We start from the raw sequence: 25,060 nt of genomic DNA on the forward strand, positions 1-25,060 counted from the left end.
AAACCTAATGGTTTTAATGGATTTTAGAAAAATAATGAAGCCTAAGAAAATAGAGCCTGTAGGTGAAGTAACTGACAGATATGCAAAATATGTGATTGAACCTTATGAAAGAGGGTTTGGGATTACAATAGGGAATTCATTGCGTAGAGTGCTTTTATCTACAATTGAAGGTACAGCAGTAATTGGTGTTAAGATCGATGGTGTTTATCATGAATATGATACTATTAATGGTGTGCTAGAGGATGTTGTTGATATAATCTTAAATGTTAAACAATTAGAGCTGAATCTTTTAGAGCATAACATTAAACGCGTTTATATCCATAAAAAAGGTGAAGGTGAAATTAAAGCAAAAGATATTCAGAGTGATGGTAGCGTCATAGTATTGAATCCAGAGCAACACATTGCTACCATAACAAACCCTGAAACTGAGATATACATGGAATTGTATGTTGAGCGTGGCATTGGATATGTTCCATCAGAAGAGATTAAAAACAAATTTGATGATGTTAATGTTATACCTGTGGATGCCATATATTCTCCAATCAAAAAAGTGAATTATACTATTGAACATGCAAGGGTAGGTCAAAGTACTGATTATGATAGATTGGTTTTTGAACTTGAGACAGATGGTTCAATTAAGCCTGTAGATGCAATTGCATTTGCTGCAAAAATTATAAAAGATCAAATGGAATTTTTCATAAATTTTGATGAACCAGTATATGAGGAAGTGGAAGAAGAAGAAAAAGAAGATAATTCATATATACTTGAACTTCTTGAGAAAAGTATAGAAGAGTTAGAACTTTCAGTGAGAGCATATAACTGTCTTAAAAATGCTAATATTAAAACACTAGCTGATCTATGTGAAAAGACAGATGCAGAACTACTAAAAACTAAGAACTTTGGTCGTAGATCGTTAGAAGAGATTAAAAAAGTGCTTGCAGAATTAGGTCTCAGCCTTGGAATGGATTTAGAGGCTGTGGGCTATGTGAAAAAAGAAGTAGAGGGAGAAGAAAATGCGTCATAGAAAAGCAGGAAAAAAGTTAGGTCGTCCTACTGCTCATAGAGTTGCAATGCTTAGAAATATGACTATATCTCTTGTTAATAATGGTAGAATAGAGACTACATTAACTAGAGCAAAAGCTTTGAGAGGTTTTGTAGAACCATTAATAACGTTGGGTAAAAGGGGTGATTTGGCAGCGAGAAGATTGGCATTACGAAGGTTGCCTAATAAAAATGCTGTTCATAAAATATTTGATGAAATAGCTCCAATTTTCAAAAATAGACCAGGTGGTTATACAAGAATTATAAAAACAGGTTTTAGAAAAGGGGATAATGCGAGGTTAGCTATTATTGAGTTTGTTGAAAAACCTGGTGAAACACCAGCAAATACTAAGTCTAGTGAGCCAGAAAACTCTGAAGATCAAGGGTAAAAGAGGGTGAAAAACCCTCTTTCTTTATATCTAAAGAATCTAACTTTTTCATATAAAAGAAAAAAAGTTTTTTCTAACCTTGAATACAGTTCTTCATTTAAGAACATTTTATTAGTTAAAGGGGATATTGGTAGCGGCAAAAGTACACTATTGAAATTAATCTATGGTTATTATAGACCGGAATATGGCAAAATAACTATTAGCTTTGAGCATAACAAAGAAACAATAAGGAAGTACTTTATTCATTCTAATTCAAATTTTAATTTTGTTACTGGATTTATTAAAGATGAAATGATGCTTGTGGGGCTTTCTGATTTAAAAATAGATTTGAATTTATCGAAACATATTAGTGAATATTCTGGTGGTGAACTAAAAAAAATTGCTGTTAAAATGGCATTAGCTCTTGATACTAACTTGATTATAATGGATGAACCATTTGAAATGCTTGATGATATAGAAGTGATTAATGTTAGGGACGCTATTTTGGATGCTGTCACAGAATCTAATAATAAATATTTTATTGTTGCAACACATGAAAATTTATTAGATGAATATGCAGATGAGACTTTGTATTTAAAATGAAATATGCAATCGAAATCAGTCGACTAAGGAAAAAAATAAATGATAAAGTGATATTGGATATAGATAATGCAGTTGTTGAGAAAAATAAAATTACTGCAATTTATGGCCTTAATGGGTCTGGCAAATCAACGTTATTTAATATAATTGCTGGTGTTGATAACAACTTTAGTGGAAATTATTCTGTGTCTTCTGAAAAAATAGGATATATTGTTCAATTCGTTGAAAATATTGTCTGTAAAAAAGATATATTTTCTGAAATTAACTCTATTGTAAAAAAGGATGATATTACATATGAAATATTGAAAGAATTGCAACTTTTTGAGAGAAAAAACGAGTCTCCATTTAATTTAAGCGATGGTGAAAAAAGGGTTTTATTTATTACATCAGTTTTGGCCGTTTCTGAATGTGTTTTGGCTGATGAGCCTTTTGCAAATCTTGATAGCCAAGGTAAAAAAATGATAATAAAGCTTTTTGAAATGTCTAAAAATAAAGGTAAAACAATTATATATAGTGCAAACAGAATGAAAGAGATTGAAATCGCAGATATTGTGCTGGAGTTGAGGGATGGAAAGCTTAAAAAAAGAGATAATTAAATTTGGAAAAAAAGTAGTAGAAAAAGGGTTATGTACATCATTTTTTGGGAATATATCAATAAGAACAGGCGATAAGGTACTTATAACTGCAACAGGTACCATGCTTGATGAGTTAGATAATAATAAAATTATTGTATGTAATTTAAAAGAGGATAAATGTGAAAAAGCATCATCTGAATTAATTGTTCACAAAACGATTTATTCTAAGAATATTAATTTTAATGCTATAATTCATACGCATTCATTTTACTCTGTATTATTATCTTCATTAGATGAAGATCTTAACCTCGATGAATATGAATTTGGAGATATAATAGGAGAAATTAAAATTGTTGAAGGTAAAAGTGGTAGCTTGAAGTTAGCTGAAAATATTGGTAGAGTTGCATTATCTACTTATATAGTGATTGTGAGAAATCATGGTGTTTTTTGTTGGGGGAGTACCCTTACAGAATGTTTTATTCGTATTTCTGCTCTTGAGTTCTATGCTAAAATGAAATTCTATAAAAAGTTAGTTATTAGATAATGAAAAATATAAGTTTTTTGATTATTGTTTGAAAAAAATATTTTTTAAGGTGTTTTAGAAAAGTAAATAAGAATAGAATAATACAGTTGAGTATATATGAGATTACATTGATAGCTTTCTGTTATGCTATGAGCAGCCTAACATTATGGTAGATTAAAGTTTAAAAAAATTTTTAAATAGTGATTTATGGAGGTTAAGTTGTATATACCTAGAATACCGTTTAAAGTAATTGAAAGATATCAAAAATATATACTAAAGAATAACTTAAGTTTTGAACTAACATTAGAATTTGATGATATAGAGAATTTAAAAGATGTAAAAAATTTGAAAGAAAATATAAAAACAGTACATTTACCATTTTTCGATATTCATTTAGGTAGTAAGAATAGATATATAAGTGAGGTATCTTATCAAATATTACTAAACAGCATTATTAAAGTAAAATGTTTGGATGTAGATAATGTTGTAATGCATCATAATTATATTCCATATTATTATGCTTTTATGGAAGATGAGTTTGTTGAAAGATTTTCAGAAAAGATGATAAGTATTTTGGAAAAAACAAACCCTAGTTTTACAATTTCACTGGAAAATGTTTTTGAAGAAAACCCAGATATCATAATTAAGATTTTAAAAAAAATAAATGATAGTAGAATGGGGGTTTGTTTTGATTTTGGGCATTTTAACTTATTTTCTAAAGTTACATTAGAGTACTGGATTAATAAGTTGAAAGGCTATATTTTTGAGTATCATATTCATAACAATTTTGGTGTCAGGGATGATCACAATAGTATCGATAATGGTAGCTTAGATTTTATGAAAACATTTAAACTTTTTATCCCAAAGTTTTTAGTGTTTGAAAATAATAATATTGATGATTTTGAAAGGTCTGTTAAAATAGTTAAAAAAGTTGTGGAGGAGAATTATGAATATTTTTGAAGAGTCCAAAAAATTTATTCCTGGTGGAGTTAATTCGCCTGTTAGGGCATTCGGTTCTGTTGGGGGTGAGCCAATTATTGTGAAGAGAGGCGAGGGCTCAAAAATTTATGATATAGATGGTAATGGATATATTGATTATGTTGGTTCTTGGGGACCATTAATATTAGGACACTGTAATACTAAGGTCGTGAAAAGGCTAAAAGAAGTGATTGAAAATGGTACAAGTTTTGGTGCACCAACTGAGCTGGAGTTAGAGTTGGCTAAATTGGTGGTAGAGTATGTCCCAACTATAGAGATGGTGAGGATGGTAAATTCAGGAACTGAAGCTGTTATGAGTGCAATCAGATTGGCGAGAGCATATACTAACAGAAAAAAAATTATCAAGTTTGAAGGATGCTATCATGGTCATTCTGATAGTTTACTTGTTAAAGCAGGTAGTGGAGCTTTGACATTTAATCAGCCTAGTAGTCCTGGTGTTCCTGAAGAATTTGCAAAATTGACATTAATTGCTGATTATAACGATATAGAATCTGTCAAAAATCTATTTATGGAAAATAAAGGTGAGATAGCATGTGTAATTATAGAACCTGTTGCAGGGAATATGGGTGTTGTGTTACCAAAAGAAGGTTTTTTAAAAGATCTGGAACAATTATGTAAAAATGAAGGTTCTCTTTTGATTTTTGATGAAATAATAACCGGTTTTAGGTTATCAAAAGGTGGAGCACAAGAATATTTTGGTATTAATCCTGATTTAACAACTCTTGGTAAAATAATTGGTGGAGGATTACCCGTTGGTGCATATGGTGGTAGAAAAGATATTATGGAAATGGTTTCACCTGTAGGACCGGTATATCAAGCTGGGACTCTTAGTGGAAACCCTTTAGCTATGGCAGCTGGAATTGAGACATTAAAAATTTTAGGAGAACCAGCTTTTTATGATAAGTTAAGAAATAAAGCGAGTAAACTTTGGGAAGGATTTAATGAAAATCTAAAGAAGTTAAATTTAAAATTTGCATTTAATAGTATTGAGTCGATGGCAAGTATGTTTTTTATAGATGGTTATGTTAAGTCTTTTAAGGATGCGATACAATCTGACACGAAACTTTATGCAGAGTTTTTTCATAAAATGTTAGCAAAAGGTGTAAATTTAGCTCCTAGTCAGTTTGAGGCAATGTTTGTTTCAATAGCACATAGTGACGAGGATTTAGAAGTTACTATAAAGAAACATTATGAAACTTTGAAAGAGATGTTTGGTTAACAGATGAAGCTTGTTATTATTGTGATAAATAAAACTGAGTTATTGGAAGAAGTCTTAGAATATATGGTAGAAGCAGGGATAACTGGGGGAACAGTTTATGATTCTGTGGGTATGGGAAAAATTCTAGTATATGATATTCCGATTTTTGCTGCGTTTAAAGAATTAATGATAGGGAGTAAAGCTTCCAATAAAACTATAATAACATCTGTGGAAGATGATAAACTAGATGAGTTTATTGATGGGGTTGACAAGATTTTACATTTTGATGAACCTGGTACTGGAGTTTTGTTTGCAATAGATATTTATAAAAGTAAAGGGTTGCCAAAGGGTAAAAAATGAAATTAAACAAAAAAATGAGAAGTTTTTTAAATGCAAGTTCTATTGGAATCTCTGTTGTAGCTGCAATATTAATTGGGACTGCAATGGGAGTGTATCTTGATAAAATATTTAACACAAAACCATACTTAACTATGTTATTTATGGTTTTGGGGGTAATTGCTGGCTTTAAAAATATCATTTACTTTATAAAAAAAACTGACCTTTACGATGAAAATGGAGATTAAAGTTTTAACAATTTCATTGATTTTTTTTATAATTTTGTATACTGTATGCAGACTGTTGACTAATGGTGGTTTTATAGAAAATTTTACATTTGGTTATCTAACAACTGCATTAAACTTTATGCTTATGAGTAGGAAATTAAGAAAAGTGTTTAGTGGTAATATTAATAGTTATAACATAGTTGGATATTTCTTTAGGTTGGTTTTTATATTATTATTGTATGTTGTTTGGTTTAAGAATCATATTGTAAATATATGGGGATTGTTGGTGGGTATCTCTCTTATTCCCTTTACAATTCCCCTAATAGTAATTATTGAAGAGAGGAGGAAAACGGATGGAGCATCCACTTAATATCTTTTCATTTTTACCGAATGAGATTCAAGCGAAGTATATTCATGTATTTATGACATTTATAGTTGTGTTGATAACGTTTGTCATTGGTTCTGTTGCCAGTAAGATGAGGAGTGAAATTCCATCTAAAGGGCAAAATATCTTTGAATTACTTGTCTCTGGTATCTACAATATGGCCATTGACATTATGGGTGAAGAAGGTAAACCGTATATTCCGTTGATATTTGCTATAGGACTTTATGTGTTTATTTCAAATGTGTTAGGTCTTATCCCAGGCTTTCTTTCTCCAACATCAAACTTAAATTCTACCGTTGCACCTGCGATTATTGTTTTTTTTGTTTACAATTTTATTGGGTTTAAAAAACATGGCATAGGATATATTAAACACTTTATGGGGCCTATGCTTGCGCTGGCACCATTAATGATTATTATAGAACTGATCGGGCATTTATCTAGACCATTGTCTTTATCTATGAGGCTTTTTGGTAACATCTTTGGTGAAGATTTAGTTATTGCGATTTTATTTGTTTTAGTGCCTTATTTGGTTCCATTGCCAATGTTTTTTATGGGAGTTTTTACAAGTGCATTGCAAACTTATGTGTTTATGATGTTGTCGATGATTTATATTAGTGGTGCTCTAGAAGAAGCACATTAAAACAATAAAATAAGGAGGAAATGCATGAAAACACTCAAAGTACTTTTTAACACAGCTTTAATTATGGGGCTTTTTGCTCTTAGCGCATTTGCATCTGAGGGTGCATCTGCAGGAGGAAATTATAAGTGGGCTATTTATCTTGCTGCAGGTCTTGGTATTGGTATTGCAGCTTTTGGTACTGGACTTGGGCAGGGTAGAGCTGTTGGAAGCGCTGTTGAAGGTATTTCAAGAAATCCAAGTGCTTCTGGTAAAATTATGACTTCAATGATCGTCGGTCTTGCGATGATCGAATCTCTTGCAATTTATGCTTTAGTAATTTGTTTGATACTATTGTTTGTTGTTAAGTAATATAATTTAAGAGGGGGAGGTTACTCTCCCTCTTGTATTGGAGGACTATTATGTGGGAGAAATTAAAGAATTTTATCAGAAAAGACCCTGTAGTCTTTGTAATTATAATTACTGTTATTGTTGTAGGTTTTATTTTTGCTAATGTTAAAGTATTACATTATACATCAGAGTCTGAATTTTGTGGTAAATGCCACCCTGCGCAGAAGGTAGGCCCGTTGGGGGAGTATTATACATGGTCTAAAAATATACATTCAACTGCTGAAGTCGAATGTATAGATTGTCATGGGAGGCCAGGGTTTGTTGGTTATATGAAAGCAAAAATTGGTGGATTGAAAGATCTTTATGGTGAAATATTTTTGTCAGATGAACATAAGTTAAAGATATTAGCTGAAGGAGCATCAAATAAAAAGAAAGCTGCTGAATTAGTACCTAATGAGACTTGTATGTTTTGTCATACTGATTCAATTAATGAAAAGATTAGAAAAGAACGTATAATGAGTCTTGGTGTAAAATTTAGGAAAATTGATAATGTTGTAAACCCAAGGTTTAGAGAATCTTTTGGTAGACCAGATATATTAACTGAGGATACTAGAGTAGGAGTTACTCCTAATCATAAAATACATATTGATGCTGGTTTAAATTGTGTAGACTGCCATTTAGGCGTTGCTCATGGTGGAGATTTTCATAATTTGCCAAAAATGCAAACCTGTTTTGCATGTCATTATAAAGTCACAAAAGAGAACAAATCTGCTAAAGTACCTGAAAATATGGACTGTGCTGCATGCCATACAATGCAGGATAAAATACAAAAAGGTGTTTTTGTTAAAGGGTTAGAAGAATCACCATGGTATATGGCAGATCTAGAATGTACTGATTGTCATAAGGATCCATTTGTAAGACCAAACACTGATACATGTACTTCTTGTCACGATGAAAGTTATGGAGAAATGTTGATAGATACACAGAAAGAGTTCCTTGAAAAATTATCTAGCTTACAAAAAGTTAGAGATGAATTGTTTGATGAAAGATTAGAAATGCCGGCAGCTAAACGTAAATTGTTTAATGAATTTCAATATTATGTTAGAATTTTAGAGATGGATGGTTCTAAAGGTTTTCATAATCCTGAATATTTTGATCTAATTATTGAAAAGGCTAATGAGATGGTAGAGAAAATTGAAAATTATGTTGAGACTGAAGAAGTAGAAGCTACTACACATGAAGAATCTAAAAAAGTTGCTTATATGACAGAGTCATCGGAAAAGAAGGGTGAAACTCCACATGAACTTAAGGCTGACAATCCAGAAGAACTTATTGAAATAGCACCTGAGACAATAAATATAGCAGAAAACCATGATATAAAAACGACAAAAAAACCCGTTATATTTCCACATAAACAACATTTTGAGATGTTTAAATGTGAAGAGTGTCACAGTAATCCAGAAGAGGGTACATTGAAAGTTGAGATAAAGGTTTTAAAAGGAACAAGTAATACCTTTCATAAAGAATTGTGTTTTCCATGCCATAAGAAGTATAAAGTGAAAAAAGGTACAAGTTGCACAACTTGTCATAAATAGAGTTGTTGCGGGCATATTGCCCGCTTTTTCATGGTGAAAAGTGTTTCCATTAAAAGATTCAATTCCATCTGAAAGAATACCTGTTATTAACTATTTAATTATCTTATGTAGTGTTCTTGTTTTTGTATATGAAAAGAAACTAGGAGATGATCTTTTATCTCTTTTTTTTCTAAATTATGGTATAGTACCTATAAAATTGTTTCTTCCATTAGATACGGTATCACTTTTGGAAAAAATTATACCGTTTATTACATCAATATTTATTCATGGAGGTTTTTTTCATTTATTGTTTAATATGTATTTTTTGTATGTTTTTGGTGATAACGTGGAAGATGAGTTTGGACATATAAAATATTTTTTATTTTACATATTTTGTGGGATAACTGCTGCTATTTCTCAGATAATTATGTATCCTCAATCGAATATTCCGATGATAGGAGCAAGTGGTGCTATAGCTGGAGTTATGGGGGCATATTTTATTTTATTTCCACATGCAAAAGTTAAGACATTGCTTTTTATTTTGATTTTTATTACAGTAATTGATGTTCCTGCAGTTGTATTTCTAGGATTATGGTTTTTTATTCAGTTTTTAAATAGTATGGCCCAAAATACTTTTGAGATTGTTGGTGGAGTAGCATGGTGGGCACATATTTCAGGTTTTGTTACAGGTATTATTATTTCTATAATATACAAGATTCGAAAGGGGTATTAGTATGTGTTTAGGATTACCAGGTAAAGTTGTTGAAATTAAGGAATTTTCGGTGATAGTAGATATTGCTGGGACAAAAAGAGAAGTATCTACAATGATGTTGGCTGATGATATTGAAGTTGGTGATTATGTGATGGTTCATGTAGGATTTGCTATAGCAAAGATGGATCCTAAAGAAGCTGAGGAAACATTGAAAACGATTATAGAATATGCTGATGAGATTGATTGATAGTTATAGAGATAAGAAAACAGTTGATATTTTATTGACGCAGATAGGTAACATTAATGTAAAGCATAAATATAGGTTTATGGAGGTGTGTGGCACACATACTATGTCGATTTCAAGATTTGGATTAAGAACGTTGCTACCTGAAAATATTAATCTTATTTCTGGGCCAGGTTGTCCTGTCTGTGTAACATCGCAGGGTGAAATAGATGCTATATTTGATTTGGTTAAAAATAATGATGTGATTATTGCAACTTATGGTGATTTACTTAAAGTTCCCGGTAGTAATGGTGAGAACTTGTACATGCTTCGTAGTATTGGATTTGATGTAAGAGTAATTTATTCTCCTTTGGATGTGATATCTATTGCTAAAAATACAGGTAAAGAAGTAGTATTTTTAAGTATAGGGTTTGAGACGACAACACCAGCTTCTGCAGCTTTGGTGAAACAGTTAGTAAAAGAAAATATTAAAAATGTATCACTTTTTGTTATGAATAAAACAATGCCAAGAGTTTTAGATTTTATAGCAAATCAGAAAGAAGTTATGGTTGATGGTTTTTTGTGCCCAGGTCATGTTTCTGCTATTACTGGTGAAAGATTATATGAACCATTGGTAAAAAGCGGTTTTGCCTGTGTGATTTCTGGCTTTGAACCTGTGGATATATTAATGAGTGTAAAATTATTAATGGAACAGGTAAATAAAGGAAAATTCTGGGTAGAGAATAATTATGGTAGAGTGGTAAAAAGTAATGGTAATGAACTGGCTATGAAGTTAATGTATGAAGTTTTTGAAGATTGTGATGCTTGTTGGAGAGGGATTGGTATTATAGGAAAAAGTGGATTAAAGCTTAGAGATAACTATAAAGAATATGACGCAATCGAGAGATTTAATATTTTTATTGATTATGATAAGTCCTTACCTGGATGTAGATGTGGTGATGTTTTATTAGGTAGGATAAATCCGACAGATTGTTCTTTTTATGGCAAAAGATGTACTCCAGATAATCCTTTTGGCCCATGTATGGTTTCAAATGAAGGGTCTTGTGCCGCTTATTATAAATTTGGAGGATAAAAAATAGTGGAGTTTATTAACAAAAATATTGGTAGTGGTGGTAAAGGTACTAATGACTTTATTAAGAATGTTATATTAGAATACTTTGGTAACAGTTTATTGGATGATTTAAGAGATGCTGCACTAGTAAATATAGAAAAAAGTAAATTAATAATTAGTACAGATTCTTTTACAGTAATACCAGAGTTTTTTTCAGGAGGGGATATCGGAAAATTGTCTATTTATGGGACGTGCAATGATGTCGCAGTTAGTGGCGGTGTACCAAAATACTTGACATTATCACTGATTATTCCTGATGGATATAAAATGAAGAATCTATTGAAAATATTTGATTCAATGAGAAAAGCGATTAGCGATGTGGGTGTTAAAATTATAACTGGAGATACAAAAGTAATTGATGGAATAAACACTATAATTGTGAATACAACAGGTTTTGGAGAACTTAGAAGTGATTTGAATTGTTACGATAGGATACAAATTGGTGATAAAGTGATTTTTTCTTCCGATATAGCAAGACATTCTGTTGCTGTATTAATTGCGAGGAGTGAATTAGGTTTTAGTAGTGATATTGAATCCGATTGTTGTAGTTTGTATGATGTGCTGAAAGAACTAGATTATAGAAGGATTAAGTTCGTTAGGGATGCTACTAGAGGTGGTGTGGCAGCAGTTTTGAATGAGATAACTGATAAAAGTGGTAAAGGATTTTTGATTCAAGAGCAGAATGTTCCAATTTTAGAAAGTGTTAACTACTTTTGTGAGATGTTGGGCTTTGATCCTTTGCAAATGGCAAATGAAGGAGTTGCTGTTATTATTGTTGATAGTGATTATGCTGATGAAGCCCTTGAGTTAATAAGAAAAACGAAAAATGGTAAAAATGCAGCCATTGTTGGTGAAGTGACAGATTGTAAAAAAATAATTTTAGAAACTAAAGTTGGAGGTAAGAGGTATATTGAAATACCTACTGGTGAGCTTTTGCCTCGTATTTGTTAGTGTAGTATCTTGTCGTTCAAAAAAATTTGATCTGATAGAGCAGAAGTGTGGTTTATGCCATAGTTCTGAAATTGTATATTTATCTAGAGGTATTAGTGACTGGAAAAGAGTATTGTATGCAATGAAACAACGCGGGTTGAATATTACACCTGCAGAGGAGAAAAAAATTTTAAAAATTCTTAATGAAATTAGATGATTGTTATTGATAAAGTTTAAAAATATGTTAAAATTTTATTATGAATGATTTAGCCTCTGTATTAGCAAAGGTTGATTGGGAAAAAATGGGTGGTTTGGTTCCTGTTATTGTACAGGATATTAATACTAAATCTGTGTTAATGCAAGCATATGTAGATCAGGAAGCCTTGAGGCTAACGATAAAAACAGGCAAGTGTCACTATTTTTCAAGAAGCAGAAAAACAATATGGCAAAAAGGGGAAACGTCTGGTAATATCCAATATATAAAAGAAATCTGTATAGATTGCGATGGCGATTGCATTTTGTATAAAATAGTTCAAAAAGGGGTTGCTTGTCATACAGGAGAATATAGTTGTTTTTTTGAAAAGATATATGGGGAATAGTTATGTTTAAGAAAAAGAATGTGATAGGTATTGATATTGGAAGTGATGCAATAAAAATAGTAGAGTTAAAAAGTAAAAAGAATGGTTTTGAGTTGGTAAGCGCAATTGTGGAAGATCTTCCGGAAGATGTTATTTCTGAAGGTTCTATTGTTGATTATAATGAAGTTATAACAGCTATAATTAATGCATTTAAAAGAGGTAAGTTTAGTCACAAAAATGTTGGTACAGCTTTGAAAGGTAATGATGTAATAGTTAAAAGAGTACAGGCAAATGTGCCTGATCGTAAGTCTTTCGACGAAACTTTTAGATGGGATGCAGAGCAGTATATCCAAATGAACATTGAAGATGTAAATATAGACTATGAAATAATAGGATTTGATGAGACTATTAATCAAGCAGATGTAATTTTAGCAGTTGCGAGAAAAGATTTAATTGCAGATGCTATTTCTGTGCTTGAATCTGCAAAATTAAAACCGACAGTTATTGATCTAGAAGTCTTTACATTGATGAATTGCTTTGAAGCTAACTATGGTAGAGAAGATGAAGTATCTTTAATTATCAATATTGGGCATACGTCGACGTTAATGGTCTATATTAAAAATGGTCTTTATGAGTTTTCAAGAACTGTTGATTTTGGAGGAAAAAACTGTGTTGAGGAAATTCAGAAGAGAATGAATTATATTTATGAAGATGCAAGGTTGAAGCTTTTTGATAAAGAGTCTCTAGAATTTGATGATGACTTGAAAAATGCCGTTGAAGACTTTAATGAAAGGTTAGCAACAGAGATTAAAAATAGTATTAATTATTTTTACTCTAGCACGCAGATGGTTGTAAATAAAATATATGTTTGTGGTGGTGGGGCGAACATATATGGCTTAAGAGAGTATATAGAGAAATTTTGTGAGATTGAGTCGGTGTTTTTTAATCCATTTGCAAACTTTGAAATTGCAAAAAATGTTGACCAGGATATGCTAAATAACAATTTGTATAGATTTAATGTTGCGTGTGGATTATCATTGAGAAGAGTGGATGAAAAATGATAAGGATTAATTTATTACCTAAGAAGAAAAAGTTTCGCTTGCAAGGGATTTATTTAGAGCTGGTTGTTTTCTTCCTTTTAATATTATCGATTGTTGTTGGTATTGTTAGTGTTAATGCTAAGTTAAAAGAACAACAGAGTTTAATCAAAAGTGAGATATCTCGTTTAGAGACTGAACTTAGAAAGTTACGTAAGGTTGATAGGGAGGTAAAAGCATTAAAAAAGCGTAAAGCTGAGTTACAGAAGAAAATTGATTTAGTTGTAAAGTTAAAGGAGGGACAAAAAGAGTATTATAAGATTCTTACAAGTCTAGAAAAATCATTACCTCAAGATGTTTGGATTAGGAAGCTTAATTACGCTAGAGGTCAGATAAATCTTGAAGTTTCATCACTGAGAAGCACATCAGTTAATGAATTTATTATAAATATGTATAGAAGCGATATCTTTTCTCAAGTTGATTTAAAAATAGTAAGAAAAAATCAAGTAGAAGGGATAGATATTAATAGTTTTACAATTACAGCAAAAGTGAATTTAGGTGGATAGTTATGATAAAAAAAATATCTAATATCCCATTAAAGTTTAGGATAGTAATTGAACTTGCTATTATTGTTATAGTTATTACTGTGTATTATTTTATGTCATATAAGCCTCAGGTTGAAGAAATTAGTAGGTTAAAGAAACGTTATGATTCATTAGCTCTTTCAGTTTCAAGGCTAAAACCAGTCGTTTTGAGCTATAAAAAATTTAAAAAAGAGTTTGAAATTATCAATGAGCAATTCAGTAAAGTCCTCAAAATCCTTCCAAATGAAAAGAAATATAATGTATTGTATGATCAACTTGTTGGATTAGCTGAAAAAAATGGAATCAAAGTATCTCTTTTTCAACCAACTGGTATTAGAAAAATTGATGACTTTCACTCTTCTGTAAACTTTAATATGAATTTGGAATGCAGTTTTATAGATTTAGTCAACTTTATGTATAGAATTAACTTTCTGGATAAGATTATAAATATTAACTCATTGAGTATTAATCCTATAAAGGATAAAGAAGGTAATTTAATTCTTAAGACTAACATGGGGATGAATTCTTATATGTTTAATGTGCCTGCTAATGGAGCTGCAAAATGACAAAATATTTGATTGGGTTAGTAACCTTAATAATTTTTGTTTCCGTAGGTTGTAACAGTACTGATATTGAATTTAAACCTCAAAGAAAGCCAGTAAAGGTAAAACAAGAAAAATTTGAGATTGATAATGAAACATTAACAAAACAAGAAGAAAGATTAAAAGAAGTTTTTTCTAAGAATTATAAACCACTTAAGTATGAGGCCGCTAGAGATCCATTCTTATCTGTTGTTGAATTGTATAAAGATAGTAAAGATATTGATAACCAAGGGAATCCTCTTTTTAAAGTCAGTTTAGATCAAATAAAACTTGTAGGGATTCTTAAAAGCACTTTTGGTAATATCGGAGTGTTAGATATTAGAGGAAATAATTATTACGTTAAAGTTGGTGATGAAATTGGTGTAAATAGAGGTAAAATAATTTCTGTGAGTGAGAATATGATTGTGGTAAGACAAACCGAAAGAGATATATTTGGTAATATCAGAACTGATATTAAAGAGATATATTTAACCCAGAAGGAGGGTAAATAATGAAGTTATATATTAAGTTTTTAGGTATTTTAACGTTGCTATTTTTGTTTTCGTGTGCCCAGAAGACTGTGGAAGTAAAACATGTAAATGAAATAGAAACATTTGAAATATTTAAAATTAATAATGAATATAGAGCTGAGATGTCAACAAATTATAAGAGTGATATAAAAGTTTTTTATGGAAAAGAACCATATAGATTAATAATTTTAGTGCCTAATTGTAATGTGAGTTCTAAGTTGTTAAATTACAAATATAATGATGATAACATTAAATCTGTATTGATTTATAAAGATATATATGGTGCTAGTGTTGAAATACTTTTAAATAAAGATATTAGATATAAATATAAAATTGATAATAATAAGTTATTATTATCATTTATGCCTATAACTGTAGAGGAGAAAGAAGTAGGAAAGACTTTGAACTATTCTGAACCTCTTACAGAAGATATTTTGGTGGGGAATAAATTTCTTGGTATTGAAAATTCTTCAGATTATTCCAATTTATTACTTAAAATTAAATTAAATGGTGTTGTTAGGTATGATTACGGTTACTTGGATAATGATTATTTATATGTTGATATATTTGATGTTAAAAATATTAGTGGGAAGAAATTTTTTAGTTTTAATAATGGATTGGTAAAATATGTTAAAGTAGGTGAGTATTATCCACCTCAAAAGGTGAGGTTGTTGATAAAACTTATTAATCCTGTAACAATATTTGCTGCTCAAAATAGAAACTACCTCATTTTATCAAATAATTTTGAAAAACTTCCAAATGAACAGAAATATTTAGTGGGGATTGAAACTATATCGGTTAAGAATTTCCAAAGTATAATTGTAAAAACTACTGGTAGAGTTAATTTTGTAAAAAAAATTGTAAATGGTAATTTATTATTAGTTTTTGATGATAATATTAAAATTCTTAAAAAAGTAAAAAATATAATTAGCTTTAATGAAAAATCACCATTTAAATATTTAAAAATTGTAAACTATGAAGGTAAAACAGCAATATTAATTGTACCAAATGGATATGAAGTATATGCCAATGTTGAAACAGCTCCTGAAGGTATATTAATTAGTGGTAGTTTTGAGAATTTTAGCAAAGCAACAGTGAAATTCAGTAAAGGACTAGAGCTTTTAGAGTCTAGAAAAGATAAGAAAAATGTAAACAAAGTTGATTTAATCACACTTAATATTAAAGATATGGATGTTCGTGAAGCAATTAAACTTATATATTTTGGTAGGAAAAAGAATCTTGTGTTTGGGAATGGAGTAAGCGGAAAGGCTACGCTTTTTGTAAAAGATATTCCTTATACGCAGGCATTGGAGGTTATTTTAAAAGAAAATAACCTAGTAAAGATTGAAGATGATAATTTGGTTTGGATCATAACAAAACAGAGATATGCTGCTATGAAAGCAGAAGAAATCAATAAAATCAAAGAAAAAGAAGCTATCAGAAAAGTTGAGCCGTTGGTGACAGAAACTCTACCGGTAAATTTTTCTGAAGCATCAGCATTTTCAGCAATAATAAAATCGGTATTAAGTGAAAGAGGTAGACTTGAAATTAACTCTAGAACTAATAGTTTTGTGATTACTGATATAAAATCGTCAATTGATAAAGCGCGTGAATTGTTAAAAGAGCTTGACAAGAAAACTCCACAAGTAACAATTGAAGCAAGAATAGTTGAAGTTTTAGATACAAATAATATTAACTTGGGTATCCAATGGGGTGGAAATTACAATGTTAATTCTACATCTATTAATTTTCCAAATACAATCACAATTAATGGTAATACGGGAACTACTGGGATTGGTGGATCTGGATATATAGTAAATTTACCTGTTGGTACCCCAGCAGGGGCATTGGCATTGTCACTTGGTAATTTATCTAGGACTTTTAATTTAGATGTAGCTTTGTCTGCTCTTGAAAGTCAAAATAAGGTAAGAACTATTTCTAGTCCAAGAATTACTACATTAAATAATCAAGAAGCTGAAATCAAAAGTGGTGGAACTGCTATTATTGTACCTACAGGTGACAATACTGAAACTCAAGAGGTTGATGTTGGTATTAAACTAAAAATTAAACCACATATTACTCAAAATGGGATGGTATTTTTGGATATTGAAGTTGAAAAGAGTTCTTTAGGTTCAGTTACTGCGAATACAGCTACTACTGAAGAGAAAAAGGCTAAAACACAGGTGTTATTAGAGAACGGGGAAACAACAGTAATAGGTGGTATATATGAAGATGAAAAATCTGAAGTGTACCAAGGTGTTCCGTTTTTAAGCAAAATACCGATAATCGGTGCATTATTTAGAGCAAAATCGAATACAGCAACCAAAAAGGAGTTATTAGTATTTATAACACCTAAAATTGTAGAGTAAATGAAAATTTTTTTGGTAACAGGTGAAGAATCTGGAGATATACATGCATCAAATATGATCCGTCATCTTTCACTGATGGCGGATTTTTCTTTATATGGTACAGGTGGAGATAGATTAAAAGATCTTGGCCAGATACAATATTTTCATATAAATGACATGTCCATAATAGGTATAGATGGTATCATCCGTAAAATTCCGTTTATTATAAATTTATTCAAAACATTGAAAAGAAAGCTTTTAGAAGTTATGCCTGATGTTGTAATTTTAGTAGATTATCCTGGATTTAATCTTAGATTTGCAAAATTTGCAAAAGAAAATGGTTTTAGAGTTATATATTATATTGCTCCTCAGGTTTGGGCGTGGCATTATAGTAGAATAGAAAAAATTAAAAGATATGTTGATTTAGTTTTATGTATATTACCTTTTGAGGAAAACTTATTTAAAGAAGAAGGGATAAATGCTAAATTTGTTGGAAATCCTATTATTGATAATATGAAATATAAAATTAATAATAGAAGTGATTTTATGAATTTATTTTCATTAAATAAGGATAAAAGGATTATAGGAGTTCTACCAGGTAGTAGAGTTAAAGAAATAAAATCATTAATGCCAGTTATAATGCAAGCCATCAAAAACCTTAAAAATGAATTCCAGTTTGTAATAGCTAAAGCTGATAATGTGGATAAACTAATCTTGCATTCATATGTTGATAAAGAAAAAATTCCAATTGCAACAGGTTATAATTATGATGTAATGAAATATTCGGACTTGTTGTGGGTTTGCTCTGGTACTGCTACGCTTGAAAGTGCTATTATTGGCACTCCGTTAATTCTTATTTACAAAGTTGGGAAAATTACAGAGATGCTTGGGAAATTATTTATTAAAACAAAATATATTGGTCTTCCTAATATTGTGACTGATAAAGAGGTTGTCCCTGAGTTGTTGCAAAACAGTTTAATTCCAGAAAATTTGATCGATTATACCTTTAAATTAATTGATAACTATGAGTATTATAAGAGTGAGTTGTCGAAAATTGGAGAAATTTTTTCCATTTATAATCCCTCCCAGCAAGCTGCTCAGGAAATATATTCCTTTTTAAATAGTTAATTTCTTGAAATTATTTTCTATTATTTATTAATAAGTTGTCCTGCTAGATGTTTCGCAGTGTTTTAAAGTGAAATTAATAAATATTGGCATTTATTTTTCTATGTATATGGTGGAGGTGTGCTATGGAGCAAGCATTAATTAATATTAATGATATCATTTCTAAAAAACCTAGAACACAACTAAAACTTAATAAACCAAACTCAGTTGATAATGAAAAATTTCATAAAATTTTTAGTAATAAGCTCGATGATAATGAGGATAATAATACAAAAGAAAATCAAGCTGATATTCAAAATATAATCTCATTTTTACAAAAGATATTAGAACAACTTAATCTGGAAATTTCAACAGAAAGTATTGAGAATATTAAAAGTGCAGAAAATTATGCTGAAGCAAAAAAAATAATGAAAGAGATGCTGTTAGAGCTTGGGGTTTCTGATGAAGAAGTGAAAAAGATATTAAGTGATATTGAGAATATTAAATTTAAAAAAATAGTGAATGATGAAACTTATTTGTTGTCAGAACAGGTTGATAAGGAGGATTTAAAGAATGAGGCTGTAAATGAAATGGAAAAAACAGTAAGGAATGCCAAAAATACACAACACATTGGTAACGTTTTAAAAAAAGGGTTAGATGCCAAGCTTGTTTTTGATAAAAAGAAACTATTATCAGAACATTTTTTAAACATAAATAAAATAAATTTTCAAGGGAATAAACAAGAAATAGACTTTAGATCTGATCAGTCGTTGCTATATCATTCAAATAGTCAAGATAATAATGTGTTAGTTAAAGTTGAAATTAAAGTTGAAAAGCCAGCTGATATTTTGAAGTTTGTTGATTATTTGAAAATGGTAAATATCAAAGGTGGTCAAAAAATCGTTGTAAAACTTCATCCTGAGCATCTTGGAAATCTAAGAATTGAAATTAGCGATGTTAGCGGAAAAATGACAGCAAAACTTTTTGTTGAATCTCATGAAGCAAAAAATTTACTTGTAACACAAACTGATTTAATTAGACAGCATTTAGAAGCTAAAGGAATAAATTTATCAAATATAGATTTTGGATATTTGGCTGATGATTCACCTAAGGAGCAGTTTAATCATAGGGATGCTAAGAATAATTTTAAAAATGAAAATAGGGTTTCGGAAGAGGTTTCTATAAATAAAAAAGAGGAAGATTATAATAATGCGCTTTATGCGTAGGAGGGTCAAATGATTTATAATACAAATAATATAACTACCACTTTGTATTCGATGGATACTAACCGGGAGCCTAAAAAAGAGCTGGATAAAGATGATTTTTTGAATTTGCTTGTTGCTCAACTGAAATATCAGGATCCGATGAATCCTCTAGATAATAATGAGTTTATTGCACAGACTACGCAGTTTTCATCTCTTGAACAATTAATAAATATATCTGAAAAATTTGATAAACTTATTGATGATCAAGAGAATAACAATCTAAATTTGTTTTCTGCTGTAGGGTTTATAGATAAGACAATTACTTTTTATGGCAATAAATTTAGTGCAGGGGAAAATGGTGCAGAATTGAAATTTGAATTGTCAGGTGAACCAAAAGATACTGTCATAAAAATTTATGATGAAAAAGGGGCTTTGATTAATGAAGTAAGTTTTAATGCTGTGAATGGTGAGAATTTTTTTAGCTGGGACTTAACGGATAAAAATGGTGTTAAATTACAACCAGGTTATTATTCATACCAAGTAATTGCAAAAGATAGTGATGGAAATGAAATACCGGTAAGGCTATATTCTTCCGGTAAAGTAATCGGTATTCTAAAAGATGGTAATGATACTTTATTTGATTTGGGTTTTACACATGTTAAACCTGAAGAAATAGTTTCCGTATATAATTAAGAATTTTGGAGGTGTATAGATGCTAAGGTCATTATATGCAGGAATTACTGGGTTGAATGAGCATCAAAAAAGTATGGACGTTATTGGTAATAACATAGCTAATGTGAACACAGTAGGATATAAAACTTCTAGAATTATATTTCAGGATTTGTTAAGTCAAACAATTAGTGGTGGAAAAGCACCTGCAGGGAATCTTGGTGGGATTAATCCAAAACAAATTGGGACAGGAACTTCAACAGCGTCTGTTGATACAATTTTTACTCAAGGGACTCTTCAAAATACAGGTGTTACGACAGATATGGCAATACAGGGGAATGGTTTTTTTGTTGTAAGAAGTGAGAATGAAAACCAAATGTATTATACAAGGGCAGGAAATTTCACTTTTGATAAAGATGGGTATCTTGTAACTCCTGATGGTTTTATAGTTCAGGGATGGATGGCTGATGCTACAACTGGTGAAATATTAACAGATACAGAGGTTTCTGACATTCAGCTTTCTTCTGCTTATACAAGTGTACCTGCAAGGGCTACTGAAAATGTCTCACTTGTTGGAAATCTTGATACCAGAGCTGAACCAACTATTTTAGAATTTCAACCAATGATGACAACTGCTGCAGATAATGATAATATTTTTGATCTTTTTAGTTCAGAGGGCTTAAAATTAGATCTTGTGGATGGTGAACCTGTTAGGATAAAAGCACATGCTACTGAAATAACAGATATGGCTGCAGTATATAATTCAAGTGATGTGAGTATAGGTTTAGATTCAAATCCAACATTAAATTTAATTGTAAACGGTAATAGCTATACACTTACATATTCATCTAATTCTACAGCTGATACGGCAAGTAATGACTATTTGTTTCATTCACTCCAAGGACTGGCTGCAGAGCTAAAAAATATTTTAGAAACAGAAGCAGGAGCTGGAAACAATTATAATGTTACAATAAATAGTGGGAAAATTTTAATAGAGAGAGATTCTGCGAATAGTGATACAACGGTTATTAACTCATTCTCAGGAAATGCGAATCTTGCTGCTTTGCTTCAACCTCTTGTTGGAACTTATTCTTCTGTTACAGCAAGTAGAAGCAGTGATGAAATTTTCTATGAGAAAATCTTAAATGCTGGAAGTGATTTTACTAATTTGGGAGAATTGGCAGTTCAGATACAAAATGCTATTAGTAATAATGTGTCGTCTGGTTTTACAGTAGATTATAATACAACAAATGTAGGCAAGTTTACATACTTAAATACAGGTATAGGTGCATATGACATTACAGGCTTTACAATAGATAAAGCTTATAGTGGTACTGTCTTTGAGTCCAATATGGTTACTACAAATACAATATCTGCTGGTAATTCTGCTGAAAGTAATTTATTTTTGAGATATGCGAAAGAAACTGATTCTTTGGATAATTTATACACTAACTCTGGAACACCTCTTGGTCTTGATACAAATGCAACAATTCAATTTGATGCACAAATTGGAGGCAATCCACCTAATGGGAATGGCGTTAGTAATATAAGTGTAGCTGGTAATACGATTGGTGATTTAATGAATGCTCTTGAAGGATATATGGGTATACCAGCTAACAGTATTGAAATTGTGGATGGAAAAATTAAAGTTACTGGGGAAAAAGGTGTGCCAAATAGTATTGATTATATAAACTTTACAGCAACAGGCCCTGGTTCTTACACCACCTTTGTTGACTATATGAAGTATCAAACCTTACAAAATGCTTCAGGTGGTCAACTCATTACAAGTCAGACAATTTATGATGCTCAGGGTAATCCTCATGTTGTCAATTATGATTTTACACTTTTTGATGAAGCTAACAATGAGTGGATGCTGACCATAACACCTGCAGATAATGCCGATTCCATAACAATCGATGGAACTACAGGTAACTCAGTTATTGTAAGATTTAATCAAGATGGATCATTTCAAGGAGTATATGATCTTTTTACAAATAACATATTATCTAATTTGGCCTTTACACTTTCTCCTGGCAACGGTGCTTCTGTTATAAGTGGAGTAAATGTAAATTTAGGGACTTCAGGGAATTATGATGGGATGACATTGTCAGCTGCTCCTTCAACAATTACTGAAACTGATCAGGATGGTTATCCGATGGGGGCACTGGAAAGATTATCTGTTAATGATGCTGGAGAAATTGTAGGTTCTTATACTAATGGTGAGATAAAGTTGATTGCACAAGTGGGAGTAGCAATTTTTACTAATCAGGAAGGTCTTTTGAAAGTAGGAGATACGTTGTTTGCTGAAACGCCAAACTCTGGACAGGCAGCAATCGGTCGTGCATCTACAGGAGGTAGAGGTACTATTGCTTCTGGTGCTCTTGAAAACTCCAATGTTGATCTTGCAAGAGAGTTTGTAAACATGATTACAACTCAAAGGGGGTTTCAGGCCAATTCAAGAGTTATTACAACCAGTGATGAACTGTTACAGGAATTGATGAATTTGAAGAGGTAAAATGATGATTGATATTTCGTTTTTATCCGTATAAATTTTCTTTGAAAGTTATTGTTTTTTTAATTATAATTTCTTAGGAGTGGGATGATATGGATATAGCTACCCTTATTGGTATTGTTCTTGCTTATGTATTAGTGTTTATATCTCTTTTAATGGGACCTGGCGTAGGGGTGTATATTGATATCCCCTCTGTGTTAATCGTTATTGGTGGTACATTTGGTATAATTTTTATGAACTATCCAATGAATAAGGTTTTTAACATTATTGCGATTGTTATGAAAACATTTCTTTTTAAAGCAGAAGATCCTGCAAAACTTATAGAGCAGCTAGTTAATTTTGCAGTTAGAGCAAGAAGAGATGGGATTTTAGCCTTGGAATCTGCTGAAAATGAGATTAGTGATGAGTTTTTGAAAAAAGGGATTAGGCTGGCTGTTGATGGTACTGAACCTGAAGTAATAAAATCTATTTTAGAGACAGAATTATCTTATATGGAAGAAAGGCATAAAGAGGGTGTTGGAATACTTGAAAGCATTGCAGGTTTTGCTCCAGCTATGGGGATGATTGGTACTCTGATTGGTTTGGTAGCAATGCTTCAAACTATGAGTGATCCCAGTTCTATTGGTCCAGCAATGGCTGTGGCATTGCTTACAACATTTTATGGAGCAATAATTGCTAACCTTTTTGCTTCACCATTGGCTGGTAAATTGAAAACTCGTTCTGCAGAGGAAATTTTATTGAGGGAAATAATGATTGCTGGTATTATGGCTATACAAGCTGGAGATAACCCAAGAATAGTGGAGCAAAAGCTTAATGCATATCTTCCTCCAAAAATGAGAAAATCACAGTTTGAATAGGTGATATATGGCAGAAAAAAAATGTGAAGAATGTAAAGCTGGAGCTCCAGAGTGGATGGTAACATTTTCGGATATGACAACATTGCTTTTGACTTTTTTTGTTTTGCTTTTATCAATGGCGTCCCTTGATCAGAGGAAGATAAAAGAAGCTCTTGGCTCTCTTCAGGGTGCACTTGGCGTACTTGAAGCAGGTAGAAAGTCAGAAATGGGAAAGGAAGAGATATTGTCAAAGATGGATTTTGTGCAGCAGATAAAAAAGACCCAAAATCAGATGTTAGCAGGGTTGAGGAATTATATAGAACAGGCTAATCTTAGCAGTCAGATTTCGGTAGTAAAAACAGATAAAGGTATTTCTGTAAGAATAATGGACTCTGTATTGTTCGAACCTGGGAGTGCTGATATTTTACCTTCTGCTATACCAATTCTTGAAAAGCTTGCGGCAGTAATGAGAGATACTCCTTACAATATTTTAGTAGAAGGTCATACTGATGACATACCTATTCATACTCCGAAATTTCCTTCAAACTGGGAGCTTTCTACGGCTCGAGCTGTATCAATTGTTAAGTTTTTAATAAGTAAAGGAGTAAAGCCTGAAAAACTTAGCGCTGCAGGATATGCTCAATATCATCCTTTAGTACCGAATATTACTCCAGAAAATAGAGCTAAAAATAGAAGAGTTGAGATTAATTTTGTAAGTCCTGAGCTCGCTGAATCAAATAAAAATATCTTTGAAGAAAATAATAGTGGAGGTTTTTAATGGCAGAAGAGGATAAAAATACTCAAGAACAAGAAGAAGGTGGTAAAAAGAAGAAAAAGTCAAAGTTATTTATTATTATAATATTAGTTGTTGTGTTACTTGCTGGTGGAGGTGCTGCTTATTTCTTTTTGGTAAAGGGTAAAGCAGATAAAAATGGTGGAGATAAAACAAAGGAGAAAAAGCAATCTAAAGTAGATTCTGGGATTGGACCGTTGTATTCTCTTGATACATTTATAGTTAATCTTGCAGATCCTGGAGGTACAAGGTATTTGAAGGTTACTATGCAGCTTGAGCTTGATAGTGAGAAGCTTCAGGAAGAAATGGATAAAAGAAAGCCTCAAATTAGGGATGTAATTCTGACAGTTTTATCCTCTAAAACATATGCTGAGGTTAGTACTGCTCAAGGAAAGCTTGCGTTAAAACAGGAACTAATAAGGAGAATAAATCTTATTTTAACGACTGGAGCAATAAGAAATATCTATTTTACAGAGTTTGTTGCACAATAGGT

General features: G+C 31.2%; 31 protein-coding genes. All 31 read left to right on the top strand.

The window, feature by feature from the left end; genetic code table 11:
- Positions 1-7: 7 nt before the first annotated feature.
- Entirely contained in the window at positions 8-1,024 is a 1,017-nt protein-coding gene (locus OWK30_RS06995) for a DNA-directed RNA polymerase subunit alpha (protein ID WP_423324938.1), read from the top strand.
- Positions 1,014-1,430 (top strand): 50S ribosomal protein L17, encoded by a 417-nt coding sequence (rplQ, locus tag OWK30_RS07000; protein WP_423324940.1) that lies wholly within the window; start codon positions 1,014-1,016, stop codon positions 1,428-1,430. The genes OWK30_RS06995 and rplQ overlap by 11 nt, the downstream gene beginning before the upstream one ends.
- A 6-nt stretch (positions 1,431-1,436) precedes the next feature.
- Complete coding sequence (locus OWK30_RS07005; RefSeq protein WP_423324942.1) at positions 1,437-2,012, top strand: ATP-binding cassette domain-containing protein; 576 nt, start codon at positions 1,437-1,439, stop codon at positions 2,010-2,012.
- Positions 2,009-2,605: an ATP-binding cassette domain-containing protein gene (locus OWK30_RS07010; RefSeq protein WP_423324944.1), complete on the top strand. Its 597-nt coding sequence runs from the start codon at positions 2,009-2,011 to the stop codon at positions 2,603-2,605. The genes OWK30_RS07005 and OWK30_RS07010 overlap by 4 nt, the downstream gene beginning before the upstream one ends.
- Entirely contained in the window at positions 2,577-3,128 is a 552-nt protein-coding gene (locus tag OWK30_RS07015; RefSeq protein ID WP_423324946.1) for a class II aldolase/adducin family protein, read from the top strand. The genes OWK30_RS07010 and OWK30_RS07015 overlap by 29 nt, the downstream gene beginning before the upstream one ends.
- A gap of 198 nt (positions 3,129-3,326) precedes the next feature.
- Positions 3,327-4,067 carry a TIM barrel protein gene (locus OWK30_RS07020; RefSeq protein WP_423324948.1) on the top strand — a complete coding sequence of 247 codons (741 nt, stop codon included), beginning with the start codon at positions 3,327-3,329 and terminating at the stop codon, positions 4,065-4,067.
- Positions 4,054-5,325, top strand: a complete 1,272-nt coding sequence (hemL, locus tag OWK30_RS07025; RefSeq protein ID WP_423324950.1) for a glutamate-1-semialdehyde 2,1-aminomutase — start codon at positions 4,054-4,056, stop codon at positions 5,323-5,325. The genes OWK30_RS07020 and hemL overlap by 14 nt, the downstream gene beginning before the upstream one ends.
- 3 nt (positions 5,326-5,328) lie before the next feature.
- Complete coding sequence (locus OWK30_RS07030; RefSeq protein ID WP_423324952.1) at positions 5,329-5,664, top strand: P-II family nitrogen regulator; 336 nt, start codon at positions 5,329-5,331, stop codon at positions 5,662-5,664.
- Between the two features lie 14 nt (positions 5,665-5,678).
- A complete protein-coding gene (locus tag OWK30_RS07035; RefSeq protein WP_423324954.1) occupies positions 5,679-5,888 on the top strand; it encodes an AtpZ/AtpI family protein in 210 nt (69 codons plus the stop codon).
- Positions 5,878-6,237 carry an ATP synthase subunit I gene (locus OWK30_RS07040; protein ID WP_423324956.1) on the top strand — a complete coding sequence of 120 codons (360 nt, stop codon included), beginning with the start codon at positions 5,878-5,880 and terminating at the stop codon, positions 6,235-6,237. Before OWK30_RS07035 ends, OWK30_RS07040 begins: the two co-directional genes overlap by 11 nt.
- Entirely contained in the window at positions 6,221-6,892 is a 672-nt protein-coding gene (gene atpB, locus OWK30_RS07045; protein WP_423324958.1) for a F0F1 ATP synthase subunit A, read from the top strand. Before OWK30_RS07040 ends, atpB begins: the two co-directional genes overlap by 17 nt.
- A gap of 24 nt (positions 6,893-6,916) precedes the next feature.
- Entirely contained in the window at positions 6,917-7,240 is a 324-nt protein-coding gene (gene atpE / locus OWK30_RS07050) for an ATP synthase F0 subunit C (protein ID WP_423324960.1), read from the top strand.
- A 50-nt stretch (positions 7,241-7,290) separates the two neighbouring features.
- On the top strand, positions 7,291-8,814 hold the full coding sequence (locus OWK30_RS07055; RefSeq protein ID WP_423324962.1) for a cytochrome c3 family protein: 1,524 nt from the start codon (positions 7,291-7,293) through the stop codon (positions 8,812-8,814).
- 40 nt (positions 8,815-8,854) lie between these two features.
- Positions 8,855-9,526 (top strand): rhomboid family intramembrane serine protease, encoded by a 672-nt coding sequence (locus OWK30_RS07060; RefSeq protein WP_423324964.1) that lies wholly within the window; start codon positions 8,855-8,857, stop codon positions 9,524-9,526.
- A 1-nt stretch (position 9,527) separates the two neighbouring features.
- Positions 9,528-9,752: a HypC/HybG/HupF family hydrogenase formation chaperone gene (locus OWK30_RS07065; protein ID WP_423324966.1), complete on the top strand. Its 225-nt coding sequence runs from the start codon at positions 9,528-9,530 to the stop codon at positions 9,750-9,752.
- On the top strand, positions 9,739-10,821 hold the full coding sequence (hypD, locus tag OWK30_RS07070) for a hydrogenase formation protein HypD (RefSeq protein WP_423324968.1): 1,083 nt from the start codon (positions 9,739-9,741) through the stop codon (positions 10,819-10,821). Before OWK30_RS07065 ends, hypD begins: the two co-directional genes overlap by 14 nt.
- Positions 10,822-10,827: 6 nt before the next feature.
- Positions 10,828-11,811: a hydrogenase expression/formation protein HypE gene (gene hypE, locus OWK30_RS07075; protein ID WP_423324972.1), complete on the top strand. Its 984-nt coding sequence runs from the start codon at positions 10,828-10,830 to the stop codon at positions 11,809-11,811.
- Positions 11,786-12,007, top strand: a complete 222-nt coding sequence (locus OWK30_RS07080; protein ID WP_423324974.1) for a hypothetical protein — start codon at positions 11,786-11,788, stop codon at positions 12,005-12,007. Before hypE ends, OWK30_RS07080 begins: the two co-directional genes overlap by 26 nt.
- Positions 12,008-12,047: 40 nt before the next feature.
- Positions 12,048-12,389 carry a phosphoribosyl-AMP cyclohydrolase gene (gene hisI / locus OWK30_RS07085; RefSeq protein ID WP_423324976.1) on the top strand — a complete coding sequence of 114 codons (342 nt, stop codon included), beginning with the start codon at positions 12,048-12,050 and terminating at the stop codon, positions 12,387-12,389.
- Positions 12,390-12,391: 2 nt separating this feature from the next.
- Positions 12,392-13,429 carry a type IV pilus assembly protein PilM gene (pilM, locus tag OWK30_RS07090; RefSeq protein ID WP_423324978.1) on the top strand — a complete coding sequence of 346 codons (1,038 nt, stop codon included), beginning with the start codon at positions 12,392-12,394 and terminating at the stop codon, positions 13,427-13,429.
- A complete protein-coding gene (locus OWK30_RS07095; protein WP_423324980.1) occupies positions 13,426-13,971 on the top strand; it encodes a PilN domain-containing protein in 546 nt (181 codons plus the stop codon). Before pilM ends, OWK30_RS07095 begins: the two co-directional genes overlap by 4 nt.
- Positions 13,972-13,973: 2 nt before the next feature.
- Positions 13,974-14,555: a type IV pilus inner membrane component PilO gene (locus OWK30_RS07100; protein WP_423324982.1), complete on the top strand. Its 582-nt coding sequence runs from the start codon at positions 13,974-13,976 to the stop codon at positions 14,553-14,555.
- Positions 14,552-15,082 (top strand): pilus assembly protein PilP, encoded by a 531-nt coding sequence (locus tag OWK30_RS07105; RefSeq protein ID WP_423324984.1) that lies wholly within the window; start codon positions 14,552-14,554, stop codon positions 15,080-15,082. Before OWK30_RS07100 ends, OWK30_RS07105 begins: the two co-directional genes overlap by 4 nt.
- Positions 15,082-17,469 (top strand): type IV pilus secretin PilQ, encoded by a 2,388-nt coding sequence (locus OWK30_RS07110; protein ID WP_423324986.1) that lies wholly within the window; start codon positions 15,082-15,084, stop codon positions 17,467-17,469. The genes OWK30_RS07105 and OWK30_RS07110 overlap by 1 nt, the downstream gene beginning before the upstream one ends.
- Positions 17,470-18,576, top strand: a complete 1,107-nt coding sequence (gene lpxB / locus OWK30_RS07115; RefSeq protein ID WP_423324988.1) for a lipid-A-disaccharide synthase — start codon at positions 17,470-17,472, stop codon at positions 18,574-18,576.
- Positions 18,577-18,698: 122 nt separating this feature from the next.
- The gene (locus tag OWK30_RS07120; RefSeq protein WP_423324990.1) at positions 18,699-19,778 is read left to right on the top strand and encodes a flagellar hook-length control protein FliK; all 1,080 of its coding nucleotides are present in this window, start codon (positions 18,699-18,701) and stop codon (positions 19,776-19,778) included.
- Between the two features lie 9 nt (positions 19,779-19,787).
- The gene (locus OWK30_RS07125; protein ID WP_423324992.1) at positions 19,788-20,450 is read left to right on the top strand and encodes a flagellar hook assembly protein FlgD; all 663 of its coding nucleotides are present in this window, start codon (positions 19,788-19,790) and stop codon (positions 20,448-20,450) included.
- A gap of 19 nt (positions 20,451-20,469) precedes the next feature.
- Complete coding sequence (locus OWK30_RS07130) at positions 20,470-22,941, top strand: flagellar hook-basal body complex protein (protein ID WP_423324994.1); 2,472 nt, start codon at positions 20,470-20,472, stop codon at positions 22,939-22,941.
- A gap of 89 nt (positions 22,942-23,030) precedes the next feature.
- Positions 23,031-23,795, top strand: a complete 765-nt coding sequence (locus OWK30_RS07135; protein WP_423324996.1) for a motility protein A — start codon at positions 23,031-23,033, stop codon at positions 23,793-23,795.
- 7 nt (positions 23,796-23,802) lie between these two features.
- A complete protein-coding gene (locus tag OWK30_RS07140) occupies positions 23,803-24,552 on the top strand; it encodes an OmpA family protein (RefSeq protein ID WP_423324998.1) in 750 nt (249 codons plus the stop codon).
- On the top strand, positions 24,552-25,058 hold the full coding sequence (locus OWK30_RS07145) for a flagellar basal body-associated FliL family protein (protein ID WP_423325000.1): 507 nt from the start codon (positions 24,552-24,554) through the stop codon (positions 25,056-25,058). Before OWK30_RS07140 ends, OWK30_RS07145 begins: the two co-directional genes overlap by 1 nt.
- Positions 25,059-25,060: the final 2 nt, after the last annotated feature.

Origin of the sequence: Deferribacter abyssi, assembly GCF_049472655.1 — a bacterium.
In the GTDB taxonomy this organism is placed as follows: domain Bacteria; phylum Chrysiogenota; class Deferribacteres; order Deferribacterales; family Deferribacteraceae; genus Deferribacter; species Deferribacter abyssi.

Bases quoted from the DNA above. Each gene is read 5' to 3' on its own strand.
- OWK30_RS07100 (WP_423324982.1), top strand. From the start codon at position 13,974: ATGATAAAAAAAATATCTAATATCCCATTAAAGTTTAGGATAGTAATT.
- pilM (WP_423324978.1), top strand. From the start codon at position 12,392: ATGTTTAAGAAAAAGAATGTGATAGGTATTGATATTGGAAGTGATGCA.
- OWK30_RS07095 (WP_423324980.1), top strand. From the start codon at position 13,426: ATGATAAGGATTAATTTATTACCTAAGAAGAAAAAGTTTCGCTTGCAA.
- OWK30_RS07010 (WP_423324944.1), top strand. From the start codon at position 2,009: ATGAAATATGCAATCGAAATCAGTCGACTAAGGAAAAAAATAAATGAT.
- OWK30_RS07055 (WP_423324962.1), top strand. From the start codon at position 7,291: ATGTGGGAGAAATTAAAGAATTTTATCAGAAAAGACCCTGTAGTCTTT.
- OWK30_RS07065 (WP_423324966.1), top strand. From the start codon at position 9,528: ATGTGTTTAGGATTACCAGGTAAAGTTGTTGAAATTAAGGAATTTTCG.
- OWK30_RS07130 (WP_423324994.1), top strand. From the start codon at position 20,470: ATGCTAAGGTCATTATATGCAGGAATTACTGGGTTGAATGAGCATCAA.
- OWK30_RS07145 (WP_423325000.1), top strand. From the start codon at position 24,552: ATGGCAGAAGAGGATAAAAATACTCAAGAACAAGAAGAAGGTGGTAAA.
- OWK30_RS07040 (WP_423324956.1), top strand. From the start codon at position 5,878: ATGGAGATTAAAGTTTTAACAATTTCATTGATTTTTTTTATAATTTTG.
- OWK30_RS07035 (WP_423324954.1), top strand. From the start codon at position 5,679: ATGAGAAGTTTTTTAAATGCAAGTTCTATTGGAATCTCTGTTGTAGCT.
- rplQ (WP_423324940.1), top strand. From the start codon at position 1,014: ATGCGTCATAGAAAAGCAGGAAAAAAGTTAGGTCGTCCTACTGCTCAT.
- OWK30_RS07110 (WP_423324986.1), top strand. From the start codon at position 15,082: ATGAAGTTATATATTAAGTTTTTAGGTATTTTAACGTTGCTATTTTTG.
- OWK30_RS07015 (WP_423324946.1), top strand. From the start codon at position 2,577: ATGGAAAGCTTAAAAAAAGAGATAATTAAATTTGGAAAAAAAGTAGTA.
- OWK30_RS07105 (WP_423324984.1), top strand. From the start codon at position 14,552: ATGACAAAATATTTGATTGGGTTAGTAACCTTAATAATTTTTGTTTCC.
- OWK30_RS07030 (WP_423324952.1), top strand. From the start codon at position 5,329: ATGAAGCTTGTTATTATTGTGATAAATAAAACTGAGTTATTGGAAGAA.
- OWK30_RS07135 (WP_423324996.1), top strand. From the start codon at position 23,031: ATGGATATAGCTACCCTTATTGGTATTGTTCTTGCTTATGTATTAGTG.
- hypD (WP_423324968.1), top strand. From the start codon at position 9,739: ATGAGATTGATTGATAGTTATAGAGATAAGAAAACAGTTGATATTTTA.
- OWK30_RS06995 (WP_423324938.1), top strand. From the start codon at position 8: ATGGTTTTAATGGATTTTAGAAAAATAATGAAGCCTAAGAAAATAGAG.
- hemL (WP_423324950.1), top strand. From the start codon at position 4,054: ATGAATATTTTTGAAGAGTCCAAAAAATTTATTCCTGGTGGAGTTAAT.
- atpE (WP_423324960.1), top strand. From the start codon at position 6,917: ATGAAAACACTCAAAGTACTTTTTAACACAGCTTTAATTATGGGGCTT.
- OWK30_RS07120 (WP_423324990.1), top strand. From the start codon at position 18,699: ATGGAGCAAGCATTAATTAATATTAATGATATCATTTCTAAAAAACCT.
- OWK30_RS07125 (WP_423324992.1), top strand. From the start codon at position 19,788: ATGATTTATAATACAAATAATATAACTACCACTTTGTATTCGATGGAT.
- atpB (WP_423324958.1), top strand. From the start codon at position 6,221: ATGGAGCATCCACTTAATATCTTTTCATTTTTACCGAATGAGATTCAA.
- hisI (WP_423324976.1), top strand. From the start codon at position 12,048: ATGAATGATTTAGCCTCTGTATTAGCAAAGGTTGATTGGGAAAAAATG.
- lpxB (WP_423324988.1), top strand. From the start codon at position 17,470: ATGAAAATTTTTTTGGTAACAGGTGAAGAATCTGGAGATATACATGCA.
- OWK30_RS07140 (WP_423324998.1), top strand. From the start codon at position 23,803: ATGGCAGAAAAAAAATGTGAAGAATGTAAAGCTGGAGCTCCAGAGTGG.